The organism is Pseudomonas rossensis (assembly GCF_039888995.1).
In the GTDB taxonomy this organism is placed as follows: domain Bacteria; phylum Pseudomonadota; class Gammaproteobacteria; order Pseudomonadales; family Pseudomonadaceae; genus Aquipseudomonas; species Aquipseudomonas rossensis.
In genome coordinates this window covers 1-19,700 of sequence record NZ_JBBWCB010000055.1, presented here as the reverse complement: position 1 = coordinate 19,700, position 19,700 = coordinate 1, and the positions used below count along the sequence as shown (strand labels likewise).

The 19,700-nt window shown below is 61.1% G+C and carries 15 protein-coding genes and 1 pseudogene; 7 read left to right on the top strand and 9 right to left on the bottom strand.

Features of this window, described 5'->3' with window-relative positions; translation table 11 throughout:
- Positions 1–35 precede the first annotated feature (35 nt).
- The 3 genes and pseudogenes from WLY71_RS16230 (at position 36) to WLY71_RS16220 (ending at position 2,397) form a co-directional block, all read left to right on the top strand.
- On the top strand, positions 36–875 hold the full coding sequence (locus tag WLY71_RS16230) for an SDR family NAD(P)-dependent oxidoreductase (protein ID WP_347804347.1): 840 nt from the start codon (positions 36–38) through the stop codon (positions 873–875).
- Positions 862–1,788 (top strand): alpha/beta hydrolase, encoded by a 927-nt coding sequence (locus tag WLY71_RS16225; protein WP_347804346.1) that lies wholly within the window; start codon positions 862–864, stop codon positions 1,786–1,788. Before WLY71_RS16230 ends, WLY71_RS16225 begins: the two co-directional genes overlap by 14 nt.
- Before the next feature lie 149 nt (positions 1,789–1,937).
- Positions 1,938–2,397, top strand: a pseudogene (locus tag WLY71_RS16220) (REP-associated tyrosine transposase).
- Between the two features lie 161 nt (positions 2,398–2,558).
- Here the strand turns inward: WLY71_RS16220 and WLY71_RS16215 are convergent.
- The 3 genes from WLY71_RS16215 to WLY71_RS16205 form a co-directional block, all read right to left on the bottom strand.
- Positions 2,559–3,536: a 5'/3'-nucleotidase SurE gene (locus WLY71_RS16215; protein WP_347804345.1), complete on the bottom strand. Its 978-nt coding sequence runs from the start codon at positions 3,534–3,536 to the stop codon at positions 2,559–2,561.
- A 78-nt stretch (positions 3,537–3,614) separates the two neighbouring features.
- Complete coding sequence (locus WLY71_RS16210) at positions 3,615–4,994, bottom strand: DUF1329 domain-containing protein (protein ID WP_347804344.1); 1,380 nt, start codon at positions 4,992–4,994, stop codon at positions 3,615–3,617.
- 23 nt (positions 4,995–5,017) lie between these two features.
- Positions 5,018–6,595, bottom strand: a complete 1,578-nt coding sequence (locus WLY71_RS16205) for a DUF1302 domain-containing protein (protein WP_347804343.1) — start codon at positions 6,593–6,595, stop codon at positions 5,018–5,020.
- Between the two features lie 264 nt (positions 6,596–6,859).
- Between WLY71_RS16205 and WLY71_RS16200 the strand changes: the two genes are divergently transcribed.
- Both WLY71_RS16200 and WLY71_RS16195 read left to right on the top strand, forming a co-directional pair.
- On the top strand, positions 6,860–8,602 hold the full coding sequence (locus tag WLY71_RS16200; RefSeq protein ID WP_347804342.1) for an FAD-binding protein: 1,743 nt from the start codon (positions 6,860–6,862) through the stop codon (positions 8,600–8,602).
- Entirely contained in the window at positions 8,599–9,477 is an 879-nt protein-coding gene (locus WLY71_RS16195) for an SDR family NAD(P)-dependent oxidoreductase (protein ID WP_347804341.1), read from the top strand. Before WLY71_RS16200 ends, WLY71_RS16195 begins: the two co-directional genes overlap by 4 nt.
- A gap of 169 nt (positions 9,478–9,646) precedes the next feature.
- Here WLY71_RS16195 and WLY71_RS16190 read toward each other — a convergent pair whose 3' ends face one another.
- From WLY71_RS16190 to WLY71_RS16165, 6 genes are all read right to left on the bottom strand, one after another.
- The gene (locus WLY71_RS16190; protein WP_347804340.1) at positions 9,647–11,227 is read right to left on the bottom strand and encodes a FadD3 family acyl-CoA ligase; all 1,581 of its coding nucleotides are present in this window, start codon (positions 11,225–11,227) and stop codon (positions 9,647–9,649) included.
- Positions 11,228–11,297: 70 nt separating this feature from the next.
- A complete protein-coding gene (locus tag WLY71_RS16185) occupies positions 11,298–12,044 on the bottom strand; it encodes an SDR family NAD(P)-dependent oxidoreductase (protein WP_347804339.1) in 747 nt (248 codons plus the stop codon).
- Between the two features lie 243 nt (positions 12,045–12,287).
- Positions 12,288–13,370 (bottom strand): 2Fe-2S iron-sulfur cluster-binding protein, encoded by a 1,083-nt coding sequence (locus WLY71_RS16180; RefSeq protein ID WP_347804338.1) that lies wholly within the window; start codon positions 13,368–13,370, stop codon positions 12,288–12,290.
- A 13-nt stretch (positions 13,371–13,383) separates the two neighbouring features.
- Positions 13,384–14,139 carry a glucose 1-dehydrogenase gene (locus WLY71_RS16175; RefSeq protein WP_347804337.1) on the bottom strand — a complete coding sequence of 252 codons (756 nt, stop codon included), beginning with the start codon at positions 14,137–14,139 and terminating at the stop codon, positions 13,384–13,386.
- Positions 14,127–15,806 (bottom strand): FAD-binding protein, encoded by a 1,680-nt coding sequence (locus WLY71_RS16170; protein WP_347804336.1) that lies wholly within the window; start codon positions 15,804–15,806, stop codon positions 14,127–14,129. Before WLY71_RS16170 ends, WLY71_RS16175 begins: the two co-directional genes overlap by 13 nt.
- Positions 15,807–15,817: 11 nt before the next feature.
- Complete coding sequence (locus WLY71_RS16165; protein WP_046049829.1) at positions 15,818–16,333, bottom strand: flavin reductase family protein; 516 nt, start codon at positions 16,331–16,333, stop codon at positions 15,818–15,820.
- A 766-nt stretch (positions 16,334–17,099) separates the two neighbouring features.
- On the opposite strand from WLY71_RS16165, the gene WLY71_RS16160 reads away from it, so the two are divergent.
- Positions 17,100–18,284, top strand: a complete 1,185-nt coding sequence (locus WLY71_RS16160) for an acyl-CoA dehydrogenase family protein (RefSeq protein WP_347804335.1) — start codon at positions 17,100–17,102, stop codon at positions 18,282–18,284.
- A 122-nt stretch (positions 18,285–18,406) separates the two neighbouring features.
- The gene (locus WLY71_RS16155) at positions 18,407–19,528 is read left to right on the top strand and encodes an LLM class flavin-dependent oxidoreductase (RefSeq protein WP_347804334.1); all 1,122 of its coding nucleotides are present in this window, start codon (positions 18,407–18,409) and stop codon (positions 19,526–19,528) included.
- Positions 19,529–19,700 lie beyond the last annotated feature (172 nt).

Genomic DNA, 19,700 nt, shown 5'->3' with positions numbered 1-19,700 from the left:
TACTGACGCCATTGGACCCAGTGCAGGAGTTGGCGATGAGCAATGAACAAGGGCCGGTCGCGGTGATTACCGGGGCCGCCAGTGGTATTGGCCGGGGTTTGGCCGAACATGCGGCAAGGCTGGGGATGCGCCTGGTGCTGGCCGATCTCGATGGGCCGGGGTTGCAAGCGCTGTGCGATGAACTACAGACGGGCGGTGCGCAGGCGATTGCTTGCGTCACGGATGTTGGCGATCTGGCGCAAGTCGAGCGCTTGCGCGATATCGCCCTCGAGCACTTTGGCGGGGTTGATCTGCTGTTCAACAACGCCGGAGTGATGCAGACCGGCTACAGCTGGGAAATCACTGCGCAGCAATGGCAGCGGATGCTCAACGTCAACCTCACCGGTGTGATCAATGGCATTCGTAGTTTCGTCCCGCTGTTTTTGCGCCAGGGGCGGGCGGCCCATGTGATCAACACGGCGTCCCTCGCGGGCTTGCTCAGCAGCCCGTTGATGGCGCCGTACAACGTGACCAAGCAGGCAGTGGTCGCACTCTCGGAAACCCTGCACTACGAATTGAGCATGCTCGGTGTGCCGGTATCGGTCTCGGTAGTGTGCCCAGGGCCGGTGGCCAGCGAGATCATGGCGTCGAATCAAGTGGTGGACGCGGCCGGTTCGTCATTCAGTCAACTGCTCGATAGCAGCATCCGCCAAGGCATGACGCCGAGCGAACTGGCGGAGCAGGTGTTCGCCGCCATCGCCGAAAAACGCTTCTGGGTCTTCCCTCACAAAGGTTTCAAACCGGCGCTGGAGCGACGTATGCAAAGCATCCTGGAAGAAACCAATCCGCAGTTTCAAATGACCGATGTAGAGGGAGATGCTCATGCCGCTCGATAAGCAGATCGCCGCAGTGCTCCAGCAGTTTCGCGACCTGCCGGAACCCGACTTCAGCCAGCTCGATGCCAAGCAATATCGGCAGTTTTGCGACAACCTGCTGCCCGCCATCCCCGGCGACCCGATGATCGAAGTGCGTAACTTGCGGGTCGCCGGCGCGGCGGGCGCACTGGATGCGCGGCTGTATCGGCCACTGGAGCAGGATAACCTGCCGCTGCTGGTGTTCTTCCACGGAGGCGGTTTTGTCATGGGCAACCTCGACACCCATGACAACCTCTGCCGTTCACTCGCCAGTTTGACGGAGGCGGTGGTGGTGTCGGTCGCCTACGGACTGGCGCCGGAAAACAAGTTCCCGGCGGCACCGCTCGATTGTTATGCGGCCACGTGCTGGCTGGTCGAGCACGCTGCCAAACTTGGCGTTGATGGCGGTCGCCTGGCGCTGGCCGGGGACAGTGCGGGGGGCAATCTGGCGCTCGCCGTGAGTCGGCTGGCGGTGCAACGCCAGGGGCCGAAAATCAGTTATCAGTGCCTGTTTTACCCGGTCACCGATGCACGCTGCGACAGCAAGTCTTATGAGGATTTTGCCGAGGGCTATTTCCTCACCGGTGCAATGATGTACTGGTTTTGGCAGCAGTACCTGCAGGATGCCGATCAGGGGGATGATCCCTTGGCCTCGCCGTTGCGCGCCGACCGGTTGGCGGACTTGCCGCCGACCACCCTGATCAGCGCCGAGTTTGATCCTTTGCGGGATGAGGGCGAGGCGTTTGCCTTGCGTCTGCGGGAAGCCGGCGTGTCGGTACGCGTGCAGCGTTGCGAGGGCATGATTCACGGGTTTATCAGCATGGCACCGTTTGTCGAGCGCGCTGCACAAGCCTTGTCCGATGCCGCGGCAGACCTGCGCAGGGCGCTATCTTAAGTGAACACATAACCTGTGGGAGCGAGCTTGCTCCGGGCGGCGTTCCGACGATGGCTATCTATCAGACACATTTAGCCCAAAGTCTGCCTCACCCTCAGGCATTTACAGGTCTAGCCTTCTCATGACATCAGCATGAAAGAGGCAAAGGAATGCCTGATTTACCCGCTTCACATCGTTTACGCATCGGCCGCTATCCCGAACCCAACAGGATTTATCTATTGACCACCAACACGCTTGACCGAGAACCAGTTTTCAAGGATTTCGGCTTGGGCAGGATGGTCGTCGACCAATTTCGAAGTGCACAGGAACAAGGCTGGGCGAAGTCTTTGGCCTGGGTTGTCATGCCCGATCATTTTCATTGGTTGATCGAATTGCAACAGTGTTTACTGAGTGAACTGATGCAAAAAAACCAAATCATTGAGTACGCGGGCCGTGAACATGTCTACCGGTCGTCGAGGCGGCCTTTGGCAACAGGGTTATCACGATCGGGCGCTGCGGCGAGATGAGGACTTGGTAAAACTTGCCCGTTATGTCGTTGCGAACCCATTGCGGGCAGGGTTGGTAGAGAAGCTGGGCGAGTATCCGCTGTGGGATGCAATTTGGGTTTGATCAGAAACAGTGTCGTCTCCATCGCGAGCAAGCTCGCTCCCACAGGGGATTGGGGTCGTACACGAATACCGAGACCGGCAAAAAACCTGTGGGAGCGAGCTTGCTCGCGATAGCGGTTTGGCAGGCGACATAGAATCTCCCACAGAGAGGTTCTGCATGCCTTAAGGTTTTATTCCCCGCAACATTTCCTTCGCCTGATCCTGAACCGCACCGGGTGCACTCATGTTGCCGTCGATCACGGTGATCACCGCATGCCCCTGCCACAGCTGATACGCATCGGCCTGTTGCTGGGCGGCCGTCGGTGTCGGCGGGGCGACCAGGTTGACGTGAACCACGCCGTCGGAGCCGCGCTGAGAAGTGAAGTTCACCCGATCCCAATTGCCGATCGGGGCAACACTCACGCCTTTGACGTCACTGGCCGCCAGCGCCGGGTAATTGATATTCAACCCGCTGACACCCGGCAAACCGAGCACATTCAATTCGCAGTCGGGGTTGTTTTTTCCGCAGGCCTGTTTGGCTTGAGCACCCGCGTGGCTTGCCTGCTCGATAACCTTCACCGCAAACCGCGCGGTGTCGTCCATGGCGCCGAGGGTTTTGCGGTAGCCGGCCTGTTGGTCGCGGATGATCAGGTCCATGTCGATGGCCGTCGACACCGCCACCGCCGGAATGCCCTTGAACATTGCGCGGATCGCTGCGTTCAAGGTGCCGGACATTTGCGTCAGCGGGCCGACGTTTTCACCAAAATTACTGCCCGACACCACCAGGTCTGGTGGATTGCCTTTGAGCAGCACGTCCAGGCCAACATTGACTGCATCCACCGGAGTGCCGATGGCGGAGGTCTTGCCCGTGGGCGGGGTGTAGCCCTCGGGTGGGCCGACGCAAAATTTACCTGGCGCAAACTCGGTCACTGCCAACGCCTGCCCGGGCACGACCACGCTGGCTGCGCTGATGCCACTGCTGTCGTTCAACGGACCGACGAGGGTCACCTGATGCCCGGCGGCCGTCAGCGCCCGGTACATCGCATCGATGCCGGGCGCCCGGCAACCATCGTCGTTGGTCAACAGGATGTTCAAGGCGTTGGCCTGCATCGACAGACCGACGCTGGCCATGGCGATGACGCCAGTGAGCAATTTATTCATGGGGAGTTTTCCGTGAAATGAGCGAGTTCAAAAAAGCACAACGCCCCGACCGAGTAAATCGGTCAGGGCGCAGAGGGCTTAGCGGGTGCCGAGTTTGCGCAGATTGCCGGGGGTGAATTCGTCTTCAGTGAAGGCGGTGGCGTTGAGCTTGGCGGGCTTTTGATCGATCAACATACGGTCAACCAGATAGGAGCCGGCGATCAGGTCATGGTAGATCCCGAGGCGAGCGTGGTAGCGCTGCAGTTCGTAGGCGTAGATCGAAGTTTGCATGTTGGTGCGCCAAAGCTCGCCGCGGCTGTCGTAGTTGTCGGCCAGGGTTGCGGCCCAGGAGTCCTCGTCCAGGTACAACACACGCTTGGCGTAAATATGGCGGGCGCCTTCCTTGAGGGTGGCCTGCAGCACCCAGACGCGATGCTTTTCGTAGCGCATGTATTGCGGGTCGATGTGACCGGTGGTGGCCAGTATCTGGTTAGTATTTACGCCCGGCTCATCGATCTTGTAGTTGTGGTACGGGATGTAGATTTCTTTCTTGCCGACGATGGTCCAGTTGTAGCGATCCGGTGCACCGTTGAACAAGCGGTCTTCGTCATACACTCGAAAACCGCCGGCGCCGCTCGGTGAGTCATAGCCTACGGTTGGCGCACGACGTACCCGACGTTGCCCCGGGCTGTACTGCCAGGCCTGGCGAGGGGAGGCGGTCGGGTTGATGAACTCGTGACCGACGACAATCTCGCCTTTCTTGCGCACCGGCTCCAGGGTGGTGATCAGGAAGTTGGTGAGAATGCCGTTGGCGCTCTCCAGGGTTTTATCCGGGCTGGACCAGATCGAAAAGATCTTGTAATTGACCTCTTCCAGTACCCGTTCCTTGTTGGAGTACACCACGGCCTGACCGTAGTTGGCCTCTTCGGTGTTGGCGCGTCCGGCCAGCGTATGGTTGAACATCAACTCGCTACCGTTCTTTGGAATCGGGAACGGCGAGGCGCCCCAGGCGTTTTGCGTGTCGTTGTTGTCGTTGGCCAGTTCGGCGCTGACCGCGTTTTTCTTGACGAGGTCTTCCAGGCGCTGATCGAAACGGAAGTCGCGATGGCTCGGGTACACCGGAATGTTGAAGGTCGCGGGGTAGCGTTTAAGCAACGCTTTTTGGCCATCGGTGAGGTTGTCGGCGTACTTGTCCATGTTCTGCGCATTGATCACGAACATCGGCTTTTCTGCCGCGTACGGGTCCGGGTACGGCGTGCCAGGGCCCGCGTATTTGAGCTGCGGCGGCAAGCCGCGCCATTTTCCGGTCCAGGCCGGGATGCTGCCGTCGGCGTTGCCCGCTTTTTCGGCACCCATCGGGGTCAGGTCCTGACCCAGGCGTGCGGCTTCTTCATTGCTGATTTTGGCCTGAACCAGGCCACTGCCGAGCAGGCTGACGGCCAACGCCGTGCCCAACAATGTGTGGGTAAATCTAGACATGCTGTGCTCCTCCATCAGGGGATTCAGAACCGGTATTTGAAGTTGAGGGCGACGTTGTCGCGGTCTGCCAACGGGGCGTTGTTGGCGTTGCCCAGGTAGGCGTTGTAACGGGCTTCAACGGTGAAGTTGCCCAGATAGCGCCACGAGCTGCCGATGCTCGCGCGGTCGTCGCCCTGGCCTGAGTTGATCGAGCCCACCAGTGCGCTGTCATGCTGGGCGGCGGTGCTGTAGGTGACGGGCACCGACATGTCCCAGCCGCTGAACACGTTGTTGTAATCGAAGTTCGCCTGAACCGTGTAACCGAAGGCGTCGCGGTCATAGACCAGACTTTCGGTGCCCGGCAGCGAGAATCCGGGGGCCAATGTCACAGGTTCCGACTTGTCGTTGCTGAGCACGGTGTTGTAGACCAGCTCACCGATCAGGGTGGTGTTGTCGGCCCATGATGTCGGGCCAAGCACGTAGATCATCGACGTCTGCGCCTGCATGGTTTTGCCGCGCACCGGGCTTGAGAAACCGTTATCGACCATCACTGGCTGGCCGTCGCGGTAGCTGACTTCACCGGCCCAGCTCACGCTGCCTAGCACCGTGGCGAAACTCGCTCCGTACAGGTCGATGTTGTCGAAGTAGCGCACTCGGTAGCGCCCCAGGTCGGTCTGAAAATCCAGCGACGGGGTCTTGTCGTGGTAGCGCGAGTAGTAGAGGCCGAACTCGGTGTTGTTCAGTGACTCTGCCGCATAGGTCAGGGCCACACCGTATTGGCCGCTGTCGCTCGGCTTGTCGTCACCCAGGCGTGTCAGGAAACCGCTGGCGTCGTTGAAGCCGCCCTCGTCGATGAAGTCGGTGGTGGAGAAGTAACTACCCACGCCGAACAACTCGGTTTTTTCCCATTTGTATTGGTAGTAGGCCTGCAGGTCGAGGCTGTCGGTCAGGCTGAACTGCGTGAACAATTGGCCGACGGGCAGCAGGATTTCCTTGACCTCAACCCCCGGAGTGGTCGACTTGGTCGCATCCACCGGGCTCTGGGCAGCGGAAATGCCGGGGTAGAACAGGCTTTCACCCCAGCTCACCACCTGATTGCCGAGCCGCGCGTTGAAGGTATGGCCACCGATGTCCCAGGTGCCATACGCGTAGTAATCGAGCATGCGCAGTTCATTGCGGTGTTGATCGATGGTGTCCTGGGAAAACCGGTCGGGACGGTTGCAATGACCGCCGGCGAAGCAGTTCGAGGTGCCCGTGTCGTTGTCGTTGCCCCGGTCGTAAACGTTGTCGTAGAACCCCGTCCCACGCAGGAACACCCCGTAGTCCTCACGCCATTTGATGTTGGCCTCGGTGAGGAAACCAGTGCGGTTGTTGATCAGGCTGCCTTTGTCGAACGCGTTGTCGCCATCGTTGCCGTTGGCATTGGCCGTGAGCTTGTGATCGCGAGAGTCGGTCCGCCAGGCCAGGCTGTACGTCAGTGTGGTATCCCAGTCGACGCTCAAATCCTCGTTCGGCTGGAAACTCATGGCGCTGGCTTGACTGCCCAGTCCACCAGCCAGCAAGAGCATGGCCAGCTGTACGCGAGGGTGCAGCGATTGTGGGGCGATTATTGTTTTTATCATGTCGTCCTCATGCCCAGGTCAGACCTGCCCGACCTGCATTTCAGGGGGTGATTGGTGCTGTGGGCGACTATGGAGTCAGCTTTCGAGCGCAACATCGTCCAAGCGGACTAAGCGATTTGCACGGGGCTGGGGCGCCCATCGCCTTAGTCCCATCGGACGATGACCGTTCAGGGCACGCGGCGAACAATCCCGAGACCGACTGCACCGGGCGAAGATCTGGCGGCGGCGGTTTTTGCCTGATGGGCGCTGAGCAAGGGTGATCGCATGAAAGCTGCCGGGATCAAATGGGATGAGTGCTGCGATGTACTGGTGGTTGGCTCCGGAGCGGGGGGAATGACTGCGGCGCTGCGTGCCCACGATCTGGGGCTCAATGCGCTGTTGATCGAGAAGAGCGCCGAATACGGCGGCACCTCGGCGGTGTCTGGCGGCGGCATCTGGATACCGGACAACCATCGGATCAAAGCTCTGGGCGGTAGTGATTCAGCGGAAGAAGCGATCGCCTATATCCGCGCGGTGACCCATGGCGAGATCGATGACGGGCGTATCGAAGCCTATGTCGAACACGGTCGCGAGATGGTCGAATACCTTGAGCAACAGACCCGCGTGCGTTTCGAGGCGCAGCCTCGCTATGCCGATTACTACCCGGAAGTCGAAGGCGGAAAACCGGGTTATCGCTCCATGGACCCGCAACCGTTTGACGCCGCCGAACTGGGTGAAGAGTTTCTGCGCATGCGTGCGCCATCCCCCGGAACACTGATGATGGGACGCATGGCGATGACCATGAAAGAGGCGCAGGTTCTGCTGTGTCGTGGCCCTGGCTGGTTGCGACTGACGCTGCGGGTGATGTGGCGTTACTGGCGTGACCGCGAGGGGCGGCGGCTGTCACGCCGCGACCGCTTCCTGACCCTTGGCAATGCCTTGATCGGTGCCTTGCGCTGTTCCTTGCAGGATCGCGGCAAGTCCCTTTGGCTGAACAGTGCACTGGAAGAATTGCTGATCGTTGGCGATCGGGTTGGCGGTGCTCGCGTCTGTCGCGACGGGCAGTTACTTAACGTCAAGGCACGCTACGGCGTGATCATTGCCGCCGGTGGTTTCGAGCGTAATCAGGCGATGCGTACGCAGTATCTGCCACAGCCGACCCAGGCCACCTGGAGTGCCACGCCGCCGCACAATACCGGTGACGGCATTCGCGCCGGCCAGGCCATCGGTGCTCGCACGGCGCTGATGGACCATAGCTGGTGGGCGCCGACCACCCATGTCCAGGGCGAAGAAAAGCAGCGTGCACTGTTCGTCGAGCGGACCTTGCCAGGCTGCGTACTGGTCAACTCTGCCGGCGAACGCTTCGTCAACGAAGCCGCGCCCTATACCGATATCGTTTACGCGATGTACGCCAACAATCGCGAAGGCGCGGTGAGTGTGCCGTGCTGGATGGTGTTCGACGCCGAGTTCCGCCGCAAGTACCCCTGCGGCGCGTTACTTCCAGGCTACGCCCAGCGCGATTGGCAGCTGCCCGAGCATCTGCGCGAGTATTTTTACAAGGCTGCGAGTTTGCAGGCGCTGGCAGAAAAAATCGGCGTCGACGGTGCCGGTCTGGTCAGTACGGTGCAGCGTTTCAACGGCATGGCCGTGCAGGGTGTCGACGCAGATTTCCATAAAGGTGAATCGCTGTTCGATCGCTACTACGGTGATCCGAATGTGCAGCCCAATCCTTGCCTGGCGCCGTTGCTCAAAGGTCCGTTCTACGCCGTGCGCATTGATGCCGGGGATATCGGCACCAAGGGTGGTTTGCTGACCGATGTTCATGCCCGCGTATTGCATGAGGACGGGCAACCCATCAACGGTTTGTATGCCATCGGCAACAGCGCCGCTTCGATGATGGGGCGCACGTACCCGGGCGCCGGTTCGACCATTGGCCCGGCGATGACCTTTGGTTACCTGGCGGCCAATCACATCAAGTGTCAGAGCGAGACCAGTTCGGCCACAACCTTGTTCAGGAGTGTCGAATGAATAGCCAACGCAAACAGGTTGCCGTGGTGACGGGCGCCAGTCGTGGGGTCGGTCAGGGCATCGCCCAGGCCCTTGGCGCAGCGGGCATGACGGTGTTCGTCACCGGACGTGCGCCGGAGCACGGCGGATCGAATGTGTACGGGCATGCATTGCGCGGCTCACTCAACGACACGGCTGCCGCGATTACTGCTGCGGGTGGGCGGGGTATCGCGGTGGTCTGCGATCATGCCGATGATGCGCAGGTCCAGGCACTGTTCGCCCGGGTTGAAAAGGAATGCGGGCAACTGGATTTGCTGGTGAACAATGCCGCGTTCATTCATGACCAGTTGATCGAACCGGGACCTTTCTGGGAGAAACCGCTGGACCTGGTACGGATCCTCGACGTTGGTCTGCGTTCGGCTTATATCGCCAGTTATCACGCCGCGCCGTTGTTGCTGCGCACCGGTCGAGGGCTGATCTGTTTCACCTCGTCATTCGGTGCCGGGTGTTACATGCATGGCCCCGCGTATGGTGCGCAAAAGGCTGGTTGCGACAAACTGGCGGCCGACATGGCCGTCGACTTCGAGGGGCGAGGCGTGGCGGCGTTATCGCTATGGCTCGGTCCGCAATTGACCGAACGCACCCGGATAGCCGGCGAGCAACATGGCGAGCAATACAAGGCCTTTCTGGCGGATGCCGAAACCCCGCAATTCAACGGCCGGGTGATTCACGAATTGCTCAATGACCCGCAGTTGATGACGTTCTCCGGGCAGACATTAATCACCGCCGAAATAGCCGCCGGTTACGGCATCAGCGAAGCCGGCGGCCGCCAGCCACCTTCCCACCGCGCCATGCTCGGCGACCCGCGCCAGCAGCATCCGGCACGGGTGATCTAGCCCACATTCGGCAGGTCAAACACAAAACCCTGTGGGAGCGAGCTTGCTCCGGGCGGCGTTCCGACGATTAGGCCATAACATTCAACATCTATGTTGACTGTCAGGCCGCTATCGCGAGCAAGCTCGCTCCCACAGGGATTGTGTTCGACTGGAGAAATGAAGTTACCAATCAGTCAGCGCCAATCCCGGCCCACTCACGCAACACATTCTTGGTCACTTTGCCCGCTGCGTTGAGCGGCATGCTCTCAAGCACTCGCACCCGGCGCGGCACTTTGTAGTTGGCCATCTGCTCGCGGCACCAGGCGAGGAATCGGGCCTGCTCGATCTCTATGCCCGGAGCCGGCAGAAGGAAGGCCATCGCCACTTCACCAAGACGTTCATCGGGGATGCCGATCACCGCGACCTGGGCCACGCCGGGGTAGGTCAGCAAACAGTGCTCGATCTCCGCCGGGTACACGTTGAAACCTCCAGTGATGAACATATCCTTGAGGCGGTCGGTGATGCGCAGGTAACCCTGTTCGTCGAGCACGCCGATGTCCCCGGTGTGCAGCCAGCCGTCGGCATCGAGGACTTCCCGGCTGGCCTGCGGATCATTGAAATAACCCTGCATCAGGTTGTAGCCGCGCACCTGAACCTCGCCGGGAACGTTGGCCGGCTGGCTGCGGCCCGTGCTGCCAACGCAGCGGATTTCCACACCGGGCATGGCCCGGCCGCTAGTGTTGGCGACCAACTCCGGCGAATCACCAGGACGGCAAATCGTCGCAAAACCGCAGACTTCGGTAAGACCGTAGGCGGTGACGATGGTGGCAAACCCCAGTTCGTCACGCATGCGCCGGATCATCTCCACCGGAATCGCCGCGGCACCCGTCACCGCTACCCGCAATGACGTCAGGTCAAATTCGCTGCGTTGTGGGTGGGCGAGCAATGACTGATAGAGGGTCGGTGGGCCGGGCAGCACGGTGATCCGTTCGCGCTCGACGCACTCAAGCACTGTCTGCACATCGAACACCTGCTGCGGCACGATGGTGCAGCCGCGCATCAGCGCCGCCAGCCAACCGGCCTTGTAACCGAAGGAATGGAAGAACGGATTGACGATCAGGTAGCGATCGCCCTCACGCAAACCCACCACCTCGCTCCAGTCGCGTATCACCCGCAGATTTTGTCCATGGTTGGTCATCACGCCTTTGGGCTTGCCGGTGGTCCCCGAAGTGAACAGCAGGTCGGACAGTGCTTGTGGGCCAACGCTGCGTTCGCGGGTTTGCAGCGCCAATTGCGACACGTCGGCCGCCAGATCGAGAAAATCTTGCCACCCCAGCGTGCCCGACCCCCCGTCGCGCAAGGTGACGATCTGCCGTAGCGCCGGCAGTGCTTCAGACGCCAGCATGCGCGGGTAATCGGCACCCAGAAATTCACCGATGGCAAACAACACGCAGGCACCGCTTTCGCGAAGGATGTAACCAGCCTCGCTGCCTTTCATGCGGGTGTTGAGTGGCACCAGTGCTGCGCCGACACTTTGTAGCGCACCGGCGGCCACGATCCATTCCCACATATTAGGCGCCCAGATCGCCACCTGATCCCCGGCTTGAACGTTCATTGCCAGCAGCGCGCGGGCGGCTTGGCGGCGCAGCTGGTCGAGTTCCCGGTAGCTGATCGAGCGCCCGTCATCCTCGATGGCCGGGCGGTCGCCGTAGGCCTGGGCAGCGTTGGCGAACAGTTGGGCGATGGTCAGTGCGTTTGCGACAGGCGGCATGGGGCCTCCTCGGCTAGAGGACAAGTGCGAAAAGGGGAGAGGCCGGGCAGGGTGCCCGGCCGGATAGACGTTACGCGGCGGGCGGGGCGAAGCGGCGACCGGCGGAGAAACCACCGTCCACGGCGATCATCTGGCCGCTGACAAAGGATGCTTCGTCTGAAGCCAGGAACAGCGCGACGTTGGCCACTTCTTCCGGTTGCCCGGAGCGATTGAGCATGTGCTGCGAGGCGAAGAAGGCGTGGAAGGCTTCCTGCTCGCGGACCATGCTGGTCATCGGTGTTTCGATCAGGCCGGGGCACAAGCCGTTGACGCGGATATTGGCGTAGCCGTAATCAATGGCCATCGAGCGGGTCAGCTGGTTGATGCCACCCTTGGAGACGTTATAGGCGACGTTGCCGTCGCAGCCTTGCAAGCCGAAGATCGAGCCGACATTGATGATCGAACCGCTGCGTTGCGACACCATCGATTCCAGCGCGTATTTGCTGGTGAGCATGCTGCCCGTCAGGTTGATGTCCATCACCCGTTGCCAGTTGGCGGTGGTGGTCTGGGTCACGCTGCCCTGGTCGGCGACGCCGGCCGCGTTGACCAGCACGTCGATGCGCCCGAAGTGACCGATGACTTCTTGCATGACCTGCTGGACCTGCGCTTCATCGCGCACATCGAGGGTCATGAACAGGCCAGGGAAATCCGCCGGTGCGGTGCCGATGTCCAGCCCCACCACTTGCGCGCCTTCAGCGGCGAAGCGGCGCACACAGGCCAGACCGATCCCTGAAGCGCCGCCGGTAACCACCGCGACCTTGTTCTGCAAACGAGCCATAACTGCACCTCTTTTATTGTTGTGGGCTAATGCTGTGGCCGAGTCTAACCGCAGACCCGGTCAAGGTGATCGTCCGTTGAGACTATGGCGACAGAGCGTCTCAATTGGGGAATGCTGTGGCTCTCGAACCCCCCTGTAGGAGCTGTCGAGTGCAACGAGGCTGCGATCTTTTGATCTTGTCTTTGAAACATCAAAAGATCGCAGCCTCGTTGCACTCGACAGCTCCTACAGGGGAGCGCGTACTCAGTCAGGGAATTTCAGCCGCACCCGGGCACCGGTCGGACGGCTCTGGCACGCAAGCGTCCAGCCCTCGGCCAGCTCCTTGGCGCTGAGCACATCGTTGCGCGCGAGCTGGATTTCGCCTTCCGCGACCACGCACATGCACGCTCCGCAAAACCCTTCTTCACAGGATGAAGGCACGTCGAGGCCTGCGGCCTTGCAACTTTGCAGCAGGGTGTCGCCAGGACGACAAGCGATTTCGTGTTGCTGACCATCGAGCTCGACAATCAACGCCTCGCACAGTGATCCGAGGGCAGCCAGCCGGGCCAGGGTTTCTTCGGCGAGTAGTTCGTCGGGATCCGGAGGCGATACAAATCTTTCGACATGGATGCGTTCGGCGGCTTCGCCCAGTCCCAACAGCGTGCGCTCCACGGTGTCCATGAACGGCCCCGGTCCGCAGATAAAGTAGTCACCGCCAGCCGAACCGCGCAGCAGATGACGCACCTGGGCATCGGTGAGGTAACCCTGAACCGAGTCGAGGACGTGCACCACGTGCAGTTGATCAGGATGCGCCTTGATCAACTGACACAACTCATCCTTGAAAATCACCGAGGCTTCATCACGGTTGGCGTAGACCAACTTGATCGGCCGCCGGCTGCTGCGCAGCGTCGATTTGAGTATGGAAAACACCGGGGTAATGCCCGATCCTCCGCCGAACAGCACCAGCGGTCTATCAACCGATTGCTCCTCGTCCAGACAGAAATGCCCGGCTGGCGGCAACACCTCCAGCCAGTCGCCGACCTGGACCTCGTTCATCCAGTTCGACACCCGACCGCCCTCGACCCGTTTGACCGTGACCTTGGGCAGCGCATCCGACAGCGGCGAGCTGGCCATGGAGTAACAGCGGGTCAACAGCTTGCCGGCGCAAGGCACGCGAAAACTCAGGAACTGGCCCGGTTTGTAACGAAAGCGCTCACGCAAGGTTGGCGGTATATCCAGCACCAGCGAGCGCGCATCAAAGGTCTCGTCGATCACCGCGCACACTTGCAATGAGTAGCTTCCTGTCGCTGATTCGGCCGGTGTCAGGTTCTGCTGTTGCGTGCCCATGTTCACCTCGGCCTCAGAGCCCGCTGATCAATTGGGCGTTGTCGACGCGGATCTCGGCACCGTTGACGAAACGTGACTCGTCAGTGGCGAGGAACAGCACCACATTGGCAATGTCCCCAGGGGCGCACATGCGGTTCATCGGGTCTTGGTCGAGGGCTTCCTGAGGGATCGGCTGGCCGCCGGTCAAGGCCTGGGTCATCGGCGTGTTGACGCCATCCGGGTGCACGCTGTTGCAGCGAATGCGGTAGCCCTGTTGCTTGCAGTGCAAGGCAATCGAGCGAGTCATTGCCGCCACCGCGCCTTTGGACGCCGAGTAGGCACAGAACATAGGCATCGCGCCGAGGGCCGCCACCGACGACATATTGATGATCGAGCCGCCGCCGGTTTCCTTCATGGCCTGGATCGCGTATTTGCAGCCGAGAAAGTAACCGTCTCCATTGATTTTCTGCACCTTCTGCCACAGTTCAAGCGTGGTGTCTTCGATGCTGCCCAAGGCCAGAATCGCAGCGTTGTTCACCAGTACGTCGAGGCGCCCGAAGTGTTCCAGGGTGGTTTTGATCACGTGTTGCCAATCGCTTTCGCTGGCAATGTCGTGGCGAATGAACAGCGCATTGCTGCCGATTTCTGCGGCGACCTGGCGTCCGGCTTCTTGGTTGAGATCGGTCAGCACGACTTTGGCACCTTCGCGGGCCAGCAGCAGGGCGTCTTCGCGACCGATGCCGCTGGCGGCGCCGGTGATGATGCAGACTTTGCCTTCTACACGTTGCATTGTTGTTCTCCTGAGCGTGTGGTTTGAAGTGCGACTTGATCGGCCAGATGGGCAGCGGCCCGGCGACCTGAATAGATGCAATCGGCGAGTGACAGGCCGGAGACATAAAGGTTGGAAGCGACCCCGACTGCATTGCGGCCGGCGCTGTAAAGACCTTGGATCGGCTGACCTGCGTGGTCCAGCACCTGACCGCTGTGCTCGCAGACTTTCAGCCCGCCAAGGGTGATGACCGGGCAGGGAAACAGGCGGCTTGCGAATGACAGATCGAGGGCGTACCACGGCCCCTGGTCCATATCGGCGAGCATGGCTTGCGACTTGCCGAACGTATCAACGACTTCGCCCCGCGCGGCGCGGCTGTAGGTTTCTACGCTCTGTCGCAAGGCCTCGACGGGCAATCCGCAACGCGTGGCCAGCCTCGTCAAGCTGTTGCTGCGCCGGGCGTTAAACAGCAAATTGAGCAGCACCGGCAGGCGCTGGAATTGCCAGACCTTGCCCGGTCCGACCTGACGTAATGCCTCGCGTACCAACGCCCGGTTGAGAATCAGAATGGCGCGGCCGTCCTGCTCTTCGACCATCGCGTGGCCGAGGGTCGCACCGTAGATTTCTTCGTTGGCGTAACGCTGACCGCGAGCATTGACGATCAGTCCTCGGGCCCAGGCCAGCGGTGGATTGATAAAACGCCAGGCGCTGACCTTGTCCATCCGTGCCACGCTGCCGCCGGCACTCTGGCCCAGGGCGATTCCGCTGCCGTTACAGCCGGTGGTCCCCAGCGGCAAACCGGCCAGATACTGCGGCGCATGCTGGTGGACCCACCCGCGATTGAAGATAAAACCGCCGCTGCTCAGCAACACACCCTGTTCGGCGCGAATCAGCTGGCGTTCGGCACTGGTTTGTTCGATGCGTCGCAAGCGAGCGCGCAAACGGTCGGCCAATGCCGGGGCGTACATGTGGATGGCGCTGGCCCAGCGCGAAAGCCGGGCATGTTGACGGGCTGCGCGACTACCGGGCGGCAGGTGCCAGGCTTCGACCCCCAGCACGTGATCGCTGGTGTCGAGCACCAGCCGCCGCACTTCGCACTGGCTGCGCAGGCGCGCACCGTGACGCAAGGCGCTGGCCTTGAGCGGGGCGAACAGGCTGGCGCCAGACATGCCGGGGCCTTGGGTGCGGTGACCGCGAGGTGCCGGTTTGGCAATGGCGGCATAGGCCGGCACGGCTTCGTTGCCGGAGTAATAAAGGTAGTACTGATCGCTCGGGTACGAAGTTTTATGCGGTGGCACGCTGGATTCGAACGCGACACCCTGACGCTCAAGCCACGCCAGTTGTTCACAACTGCCTTCGCAGAAGTCCCGCAAAGTTTGGCTGCTGACAGCCTCGCCGACTTCCTGGCGCAGGTAGCTGGACATCGCGTCGCTGCTATCGTCATAGCCGGCCTGGCGCTGATACGGCGTGCCGCCACCGGCATACACCACTCCGCCACTGAGCGCGGTGGCGCCGCCACCTTCAAAGCGGTCCAGCGCCAACACCGCCAATCCGCGACTGGCCGCTTCGATGGCGGCACAGGCGCCGGCGCCGCCAAAACCGACCACCAGCAAGTCGCAGCGATCATCCCATTGCAGCTGGTCGGCGCTGCTGACTCGCAACGCCGTCAACCCGTTCAGGCTGTCCATTTTTTCAGGCCTCAGCCGGCGACAGCGAAGGAGGGGACGGGTTTGGCGGTGGTGGTGTAGGTGCCGTCGAGGTAGACCAGCGGGGTGATCGCTTCGCTGGTGTGGATTTGCAGGATGCGCCCGATGAAGACGGTGTGGGTGCCGTAGCTGAAGTGGCCGTCTTGCCGGCAGAGGATTGCCGATTGGGCGTCACCCAGATAGGGAATGCCGCCGGCACTGGTCAGCCAGTTGCCTCGGTCGAATCGTGCTTCGCCTTTGATTGCGCCGCTGCACAGGTGTGCCAGGTCTTGTTGTTCGACGCCGAGGATGTTGACGCAGAAGTCTGCGCCGGTCGCCAGTGCGGCATGGGGGGAAGCGGTTTTGTTGATGCAGATGAGTAGCGAGGGTGGTTCGGTGCTGAGGGAGTCGACTGCCGTGGCGGCCATGGCGAAACGCTCGGAGCCGTTACTGGTGCTGATTATGGTGACTGACTTGGCCAGGCGGCGCATGGCCTGGAGCATGTCGGCTTTCAAATTGATGTCGTTCATCGCACTAGCCCTTTCGTTGTGCATGGAGTGCGATGGATTCTTGCTCTGACGCCCCGCTGTAACATCGTCCGAGGGGACTAGGCCTTGGCGGCCTTCGGGCCGACCAGGCTCTTGTTGATCGAGTACTTATCCATTTCTTCGGTTGTGGCGGCTGACGGTTTCGCCCTTACGGCAACTCCCTTTGGCAAACGCCCCAAAGGAAGCAAAGGTCTCGCCCCGAGCGTCCGGCCCCTCGCTTAGGCTCGGCGTTCCTTCGCTCCGGTGTCCATCTGGGGGCATCGCCTCCGGTTGGCTTCGCTTCAACCTCCTCTCGATGTGTTCGACTTCGTCGAACGGCGCTTCGCGCCTGCCCCCCAGATGAACACCTCCACTCAGCCTCCCGAAGGGGCGGGTGGATCAAGATCAAGGGCTGCAGGCGAGCTAACGCTCGGCCTGTTGAGTGGTGAGGAGCGAAAGGCGAAAGGCGAACACCGATCCCCTGTGGGAGCGAGCTTGGTCCGGGCGGCGTTCCGACGATGGCGGCTTATCTGCCGACCAATCTCTTACGGCTGTACGCAGTCCCCTGTAGGAGCTGCCGCAGGCTGCGATCTTTTGATCTTCGCTTTCATCCTTCGCTTTTCTTCAACGCCACATGGTCCGTTTGAGGGATGCCCACTGCTGCGCGCATTGCTTGAATGCCGCTGTGGAGGCGAGCACCACCGGTGCTGCATCCGCCCCGCTGCACGCGCGCCCCGGCGGATGGGGTGAACAGAGGAGAACAATAAAAATGCTCAACCAAGACCTGATTCGCCAGCGTCTGAGCCAACGTGCCCGCGAGCTGGTGCCGATCTTGCGTGAACGTGCCCTGAACGCCGCGCAAGCCGGCCAGCTGCCTGAAGAAACGCTGAAGGATTTCCACGGTGCCGGGTTCTTTCGCATCCTTCAGCCATCGCGCTGGGAAGGCTATGAACTCGAACCCAAGGACTTCTTCGAGGTGCAGATGACCCTCGCCGAAGGCTGCATGTCCTCGGCCTGGGTGCTGGGGGTGGTGGCGATCCATAACTGGCAACTGGCGCTGTTCGATGACCGTGCGGCACAGGATGTCTGGGGCGCCGACTCCAGTGTGCTGATCTCTTCTTCCTATATGCCGGTGGGCAAGGTCGAGCGGGTCGAGGGTGGTTTCAAGCTGAGCGGGCGCTGGGGGTTTTCTTCCGGCAGCAAGCATTGCGACTGGGTGTTCCTGGGGGCGTTGGTGCCACCAGAGGAGGCGGGCGGGGCACCGGATTACCGGACGTTCCTGGTGCCGCGCAGCGACTACCAGGTGCTCGACAACTGGAATGTCATGGGCCTGGAAGCCACCGGCTCCCACGACATCCTGGTGGAGAACGCCTTCGTTCCGGAGTACCGCACTCATCGGGCGTTCGACGGTTTCATGCAGGACAGTCCGGGTAACGCAGTGAACACCGCGCCGCTGTTCCGCCTGCCGTTCGGGCAGATTTTTGTGCGCGCGGTGTCGTCCTCGGCCATTGGTGCCCTGCAGGGCGCGGTGGATCAGTTTGTCGAGCACAACCGCGCGCGGGTCGGGGTCAACGACGGTCGAAAAATGGTCCAGGACCCGGCCGCGCAATCCGCGCTGGCCAACGCCATGGTCTGCGTCGACGAGTGCAAAACCGTCCTGCAGCGCAACTTCGCTCTGATGATGCAAAGGGCCCAAAGCGCAGAGCCGTTGAGCATGCCCGAGCGGGTGAAGATGCGTTACGACTCGGCGCTGGTGGCCGACAAGTGCGCCAAAGCGGTTGCCGACCTGATGTTCAACAGCGGCGCCTCGACCATCTTCCGCAGCCACACGATCAACCGGGCATTCCGCGACATTCACACCGGCCGCGCCCACGTCGCAAACAACCCGGCCAAGTACGCCTGGAATCTCGGCGGGGTCAGCATGGGCCAGGACAGTAATGACTTTTTTCTCTGACTTTTCCCTTTGAGTCAGCTAGTCCGTTTGCGTGATTCGAGCGCCCCGCCGATGCCCGAGCATGGGCACAAGGCGTAGGTCTCTGGCGCCGACTGCGCATCCAATAAACACAAGGATCAACCATGAAATTTTCACTGATTTACGAAGCCCAGACGGTGGACTCCAGCCGTGAAGGCGACCGCAAGATTTTCGAAGATACCGTTGAGCAGGCTGTGCTGGCCGACAAGCTCGGCTTCGACACCTTCTGGTGCGTAGAGCACACGGCGCTGAGCAACTACTCGCACATGTCCGCGCCGGAAACCATGCTGGCCTTCGTCGCCGGCAAGACCGAACGCATCGGCATCGGCCACGGCGTGGTCTGCCTGCCACCGGCGATGAACCACCCGGTGAAAGTCGCGGAACGCATCGCCACCCTCGACCTGTTGTCCAAAGGCCGGGTGCATTTTGGCGTCGGCAAGGGTGGCACCCAGCAGGAGGCCGGCACCTTCGGTTACGACCTGGCAACCCTGCAGCCGCAGATCGACGAGATGATGTACCTGATCCCGAAAATGTTCGTGCAGGACGAAATCGAACATAACGGCGACTTCGTACAGATCCCCAAACGACCGATCCATCCCAAGCCTTATCAAGACCCGCACCCGCCGATGTACCTGGCCTGCACCAACACCGAGTCGCTGAAAAACGCCGGCGGTCGCGGCATGGGCGCCCTGGTGTTGGGCTTCGGTGGCCCGGAAGAAATCGCCAAGAAAGTCGAGGTCTACCACGAGGCCTGGGACAAGCGCGACGAGAAGAAACAAGTGGGCTTCCGTCCCAACCGGCACATCGCAGCCCTGTGCCCGGCGATCGTGTTGGAAAACAATGAAGAGGCGCGCCGCATTGGCATTCGTGGCCAGCGCTACTTCATGGAATCGTTGGGCTACTGGTACGGCGGTGGCGAGCGTCCGGACCCGGAGAAGTGGAAGGACGACACCTTCGTCGATGGCAACGGCCAGAGCGTGATCAAGTCGCGCTTCGCCTCGGAAGAAGTCAGCGTTGATTTCTCCGACCCGACCATGGCGATGATGAACCCCAACCACGCCTACGGCACTGTCGAGGATTGCATCGGTTACGTGCAGCGCCTGATCGATGCCGGTGCCGACGAAATCCTGTTCATCTGCCAGATGGGCACCGTGCCGCAGTGGGCGCAACTGGAGACCCTGCGCAACATCGGCGAGAAAGTGATCCCGCATTTTCGCAAGGCTTAAAACCCGCCACTGAAGGCGTGAACACCACGTGCCCCCTGTGGGAGCGAGCTTGCTCGCGATGGCGGCCTTACATTCAACATCGATGTTGACTGTGATGGCCTCTTCGCGAGCAAGCTCGCTCCCACATGTTTTGTGTGTCAACCAAACGGGCCATCTATGGCTAGTGCCAGTC

Bases quoted from the DNA above. Each gene is read 5' to 3' on its own strand.
- WLY71_RS16190 (WP_347804340.1), bottom strand. From the start codon at position 11,227: ATGCCGCCTGTCGCAAACGCACTGACCATCGCCCAACTGTTCGCCAAC.
- WLY71_RS16180 (WP_347804338.1), bottom strand. From the start codon at position 13,370: ATGGGCACGCAACAGCAGAACCTGACACCGGCCGAATCAGCGACAGGA.
- WLY71_RS16225 (WP_347804346.1), top strand. From the start codon at position 862: ATGCCGCTCGATAAGCAGATCGCCGCAGTGCTCCAGCAGTTTCGCGAC.
- WLY71_RS16200 (WP_347804342.1), top strand. From the start codon at position 6,860: ATGAAAGCTGCCGGGATCAAATGGGATGAGTGCTGCGATGTACTGGTG.
- WLY71_RS16170 (WP_347804336.1), bottom strand. From the start codon at position 15,806: ATGGACAGCCTGAACGGGTTGACGGCGTTGCGAGTCAGCAGCGCCGAC.
- WLY71_RS16155 (WP_347804334.1), top strand. From the start codon at position 18,407: ATGAAATTTTCACTGATTTACGAAGCCCAGACGGTGGACTCCAGCCGT.
- WLY71_RS16185 (WP_347804339.1), bottom strand. From the start codon at position 12,044: ATGGCTCGTTTGCAGAACAAGGTCGCGGTGGTTACCGGCGGCGCTTCA.
- WLY71_RS16165 (WP_046049829.1), bottom strand. From the start codon at position 16,333: ATGAACGACATCAATTTGAAAGCCGACATGCTCCAGGCCATGCGCCGC.
- WLY71_RS16175 (WP_347804337.1), bottom strand. From the start codon at position 14,139: ATGCAACGTGTAGAAGGCAAAGTCTGCATCATCACCGGCGCCGCCAGC.
- WLY71_RS16195 (WP_347804341.1), top strand. From the start codon at position 8,599: ATGAATAGCCAACGCAAACAGGTTGCCGTGGTGACGGGCGCCAGTCGT.
- WLY71_RS16160 (WP_347804335.1), top strand. From the start codon at position 17,100: ATGCTCAACCAAGACCTGATTCGCCAGCGTCTGAGCCAACGTGCCCGC.
- WLY71_RS16215 (WP_347804345.1), bottom strand. From the start codon at position 3,536: ATGAATAAATTGCTCACTGGCGTCATCGCCATGGCCAGCGTCGGTCTG.
- WLY71_RS16205 (WP_347804343.1), bottom strand. From the start codon at position 6,595: ATGATAAAAACAATAATCGCCCCACAATCGCTGCACCCTCGCGTACAG.
- WLY71_RS16230 (WP_347804347.1), top strand. From the start codon at position 36: ATGAGCAATGAACAAGGGCCGGTCGCGGTGATTACCGGGGCCGCCAGT.
- WLY71_RS16210 (WP_347804344.1), bottom strand. From the start codon at position 4,994: ATGTCTAGATTTACCCACACATTGTTGGGCACGGCGTTGGCCGTCAGC.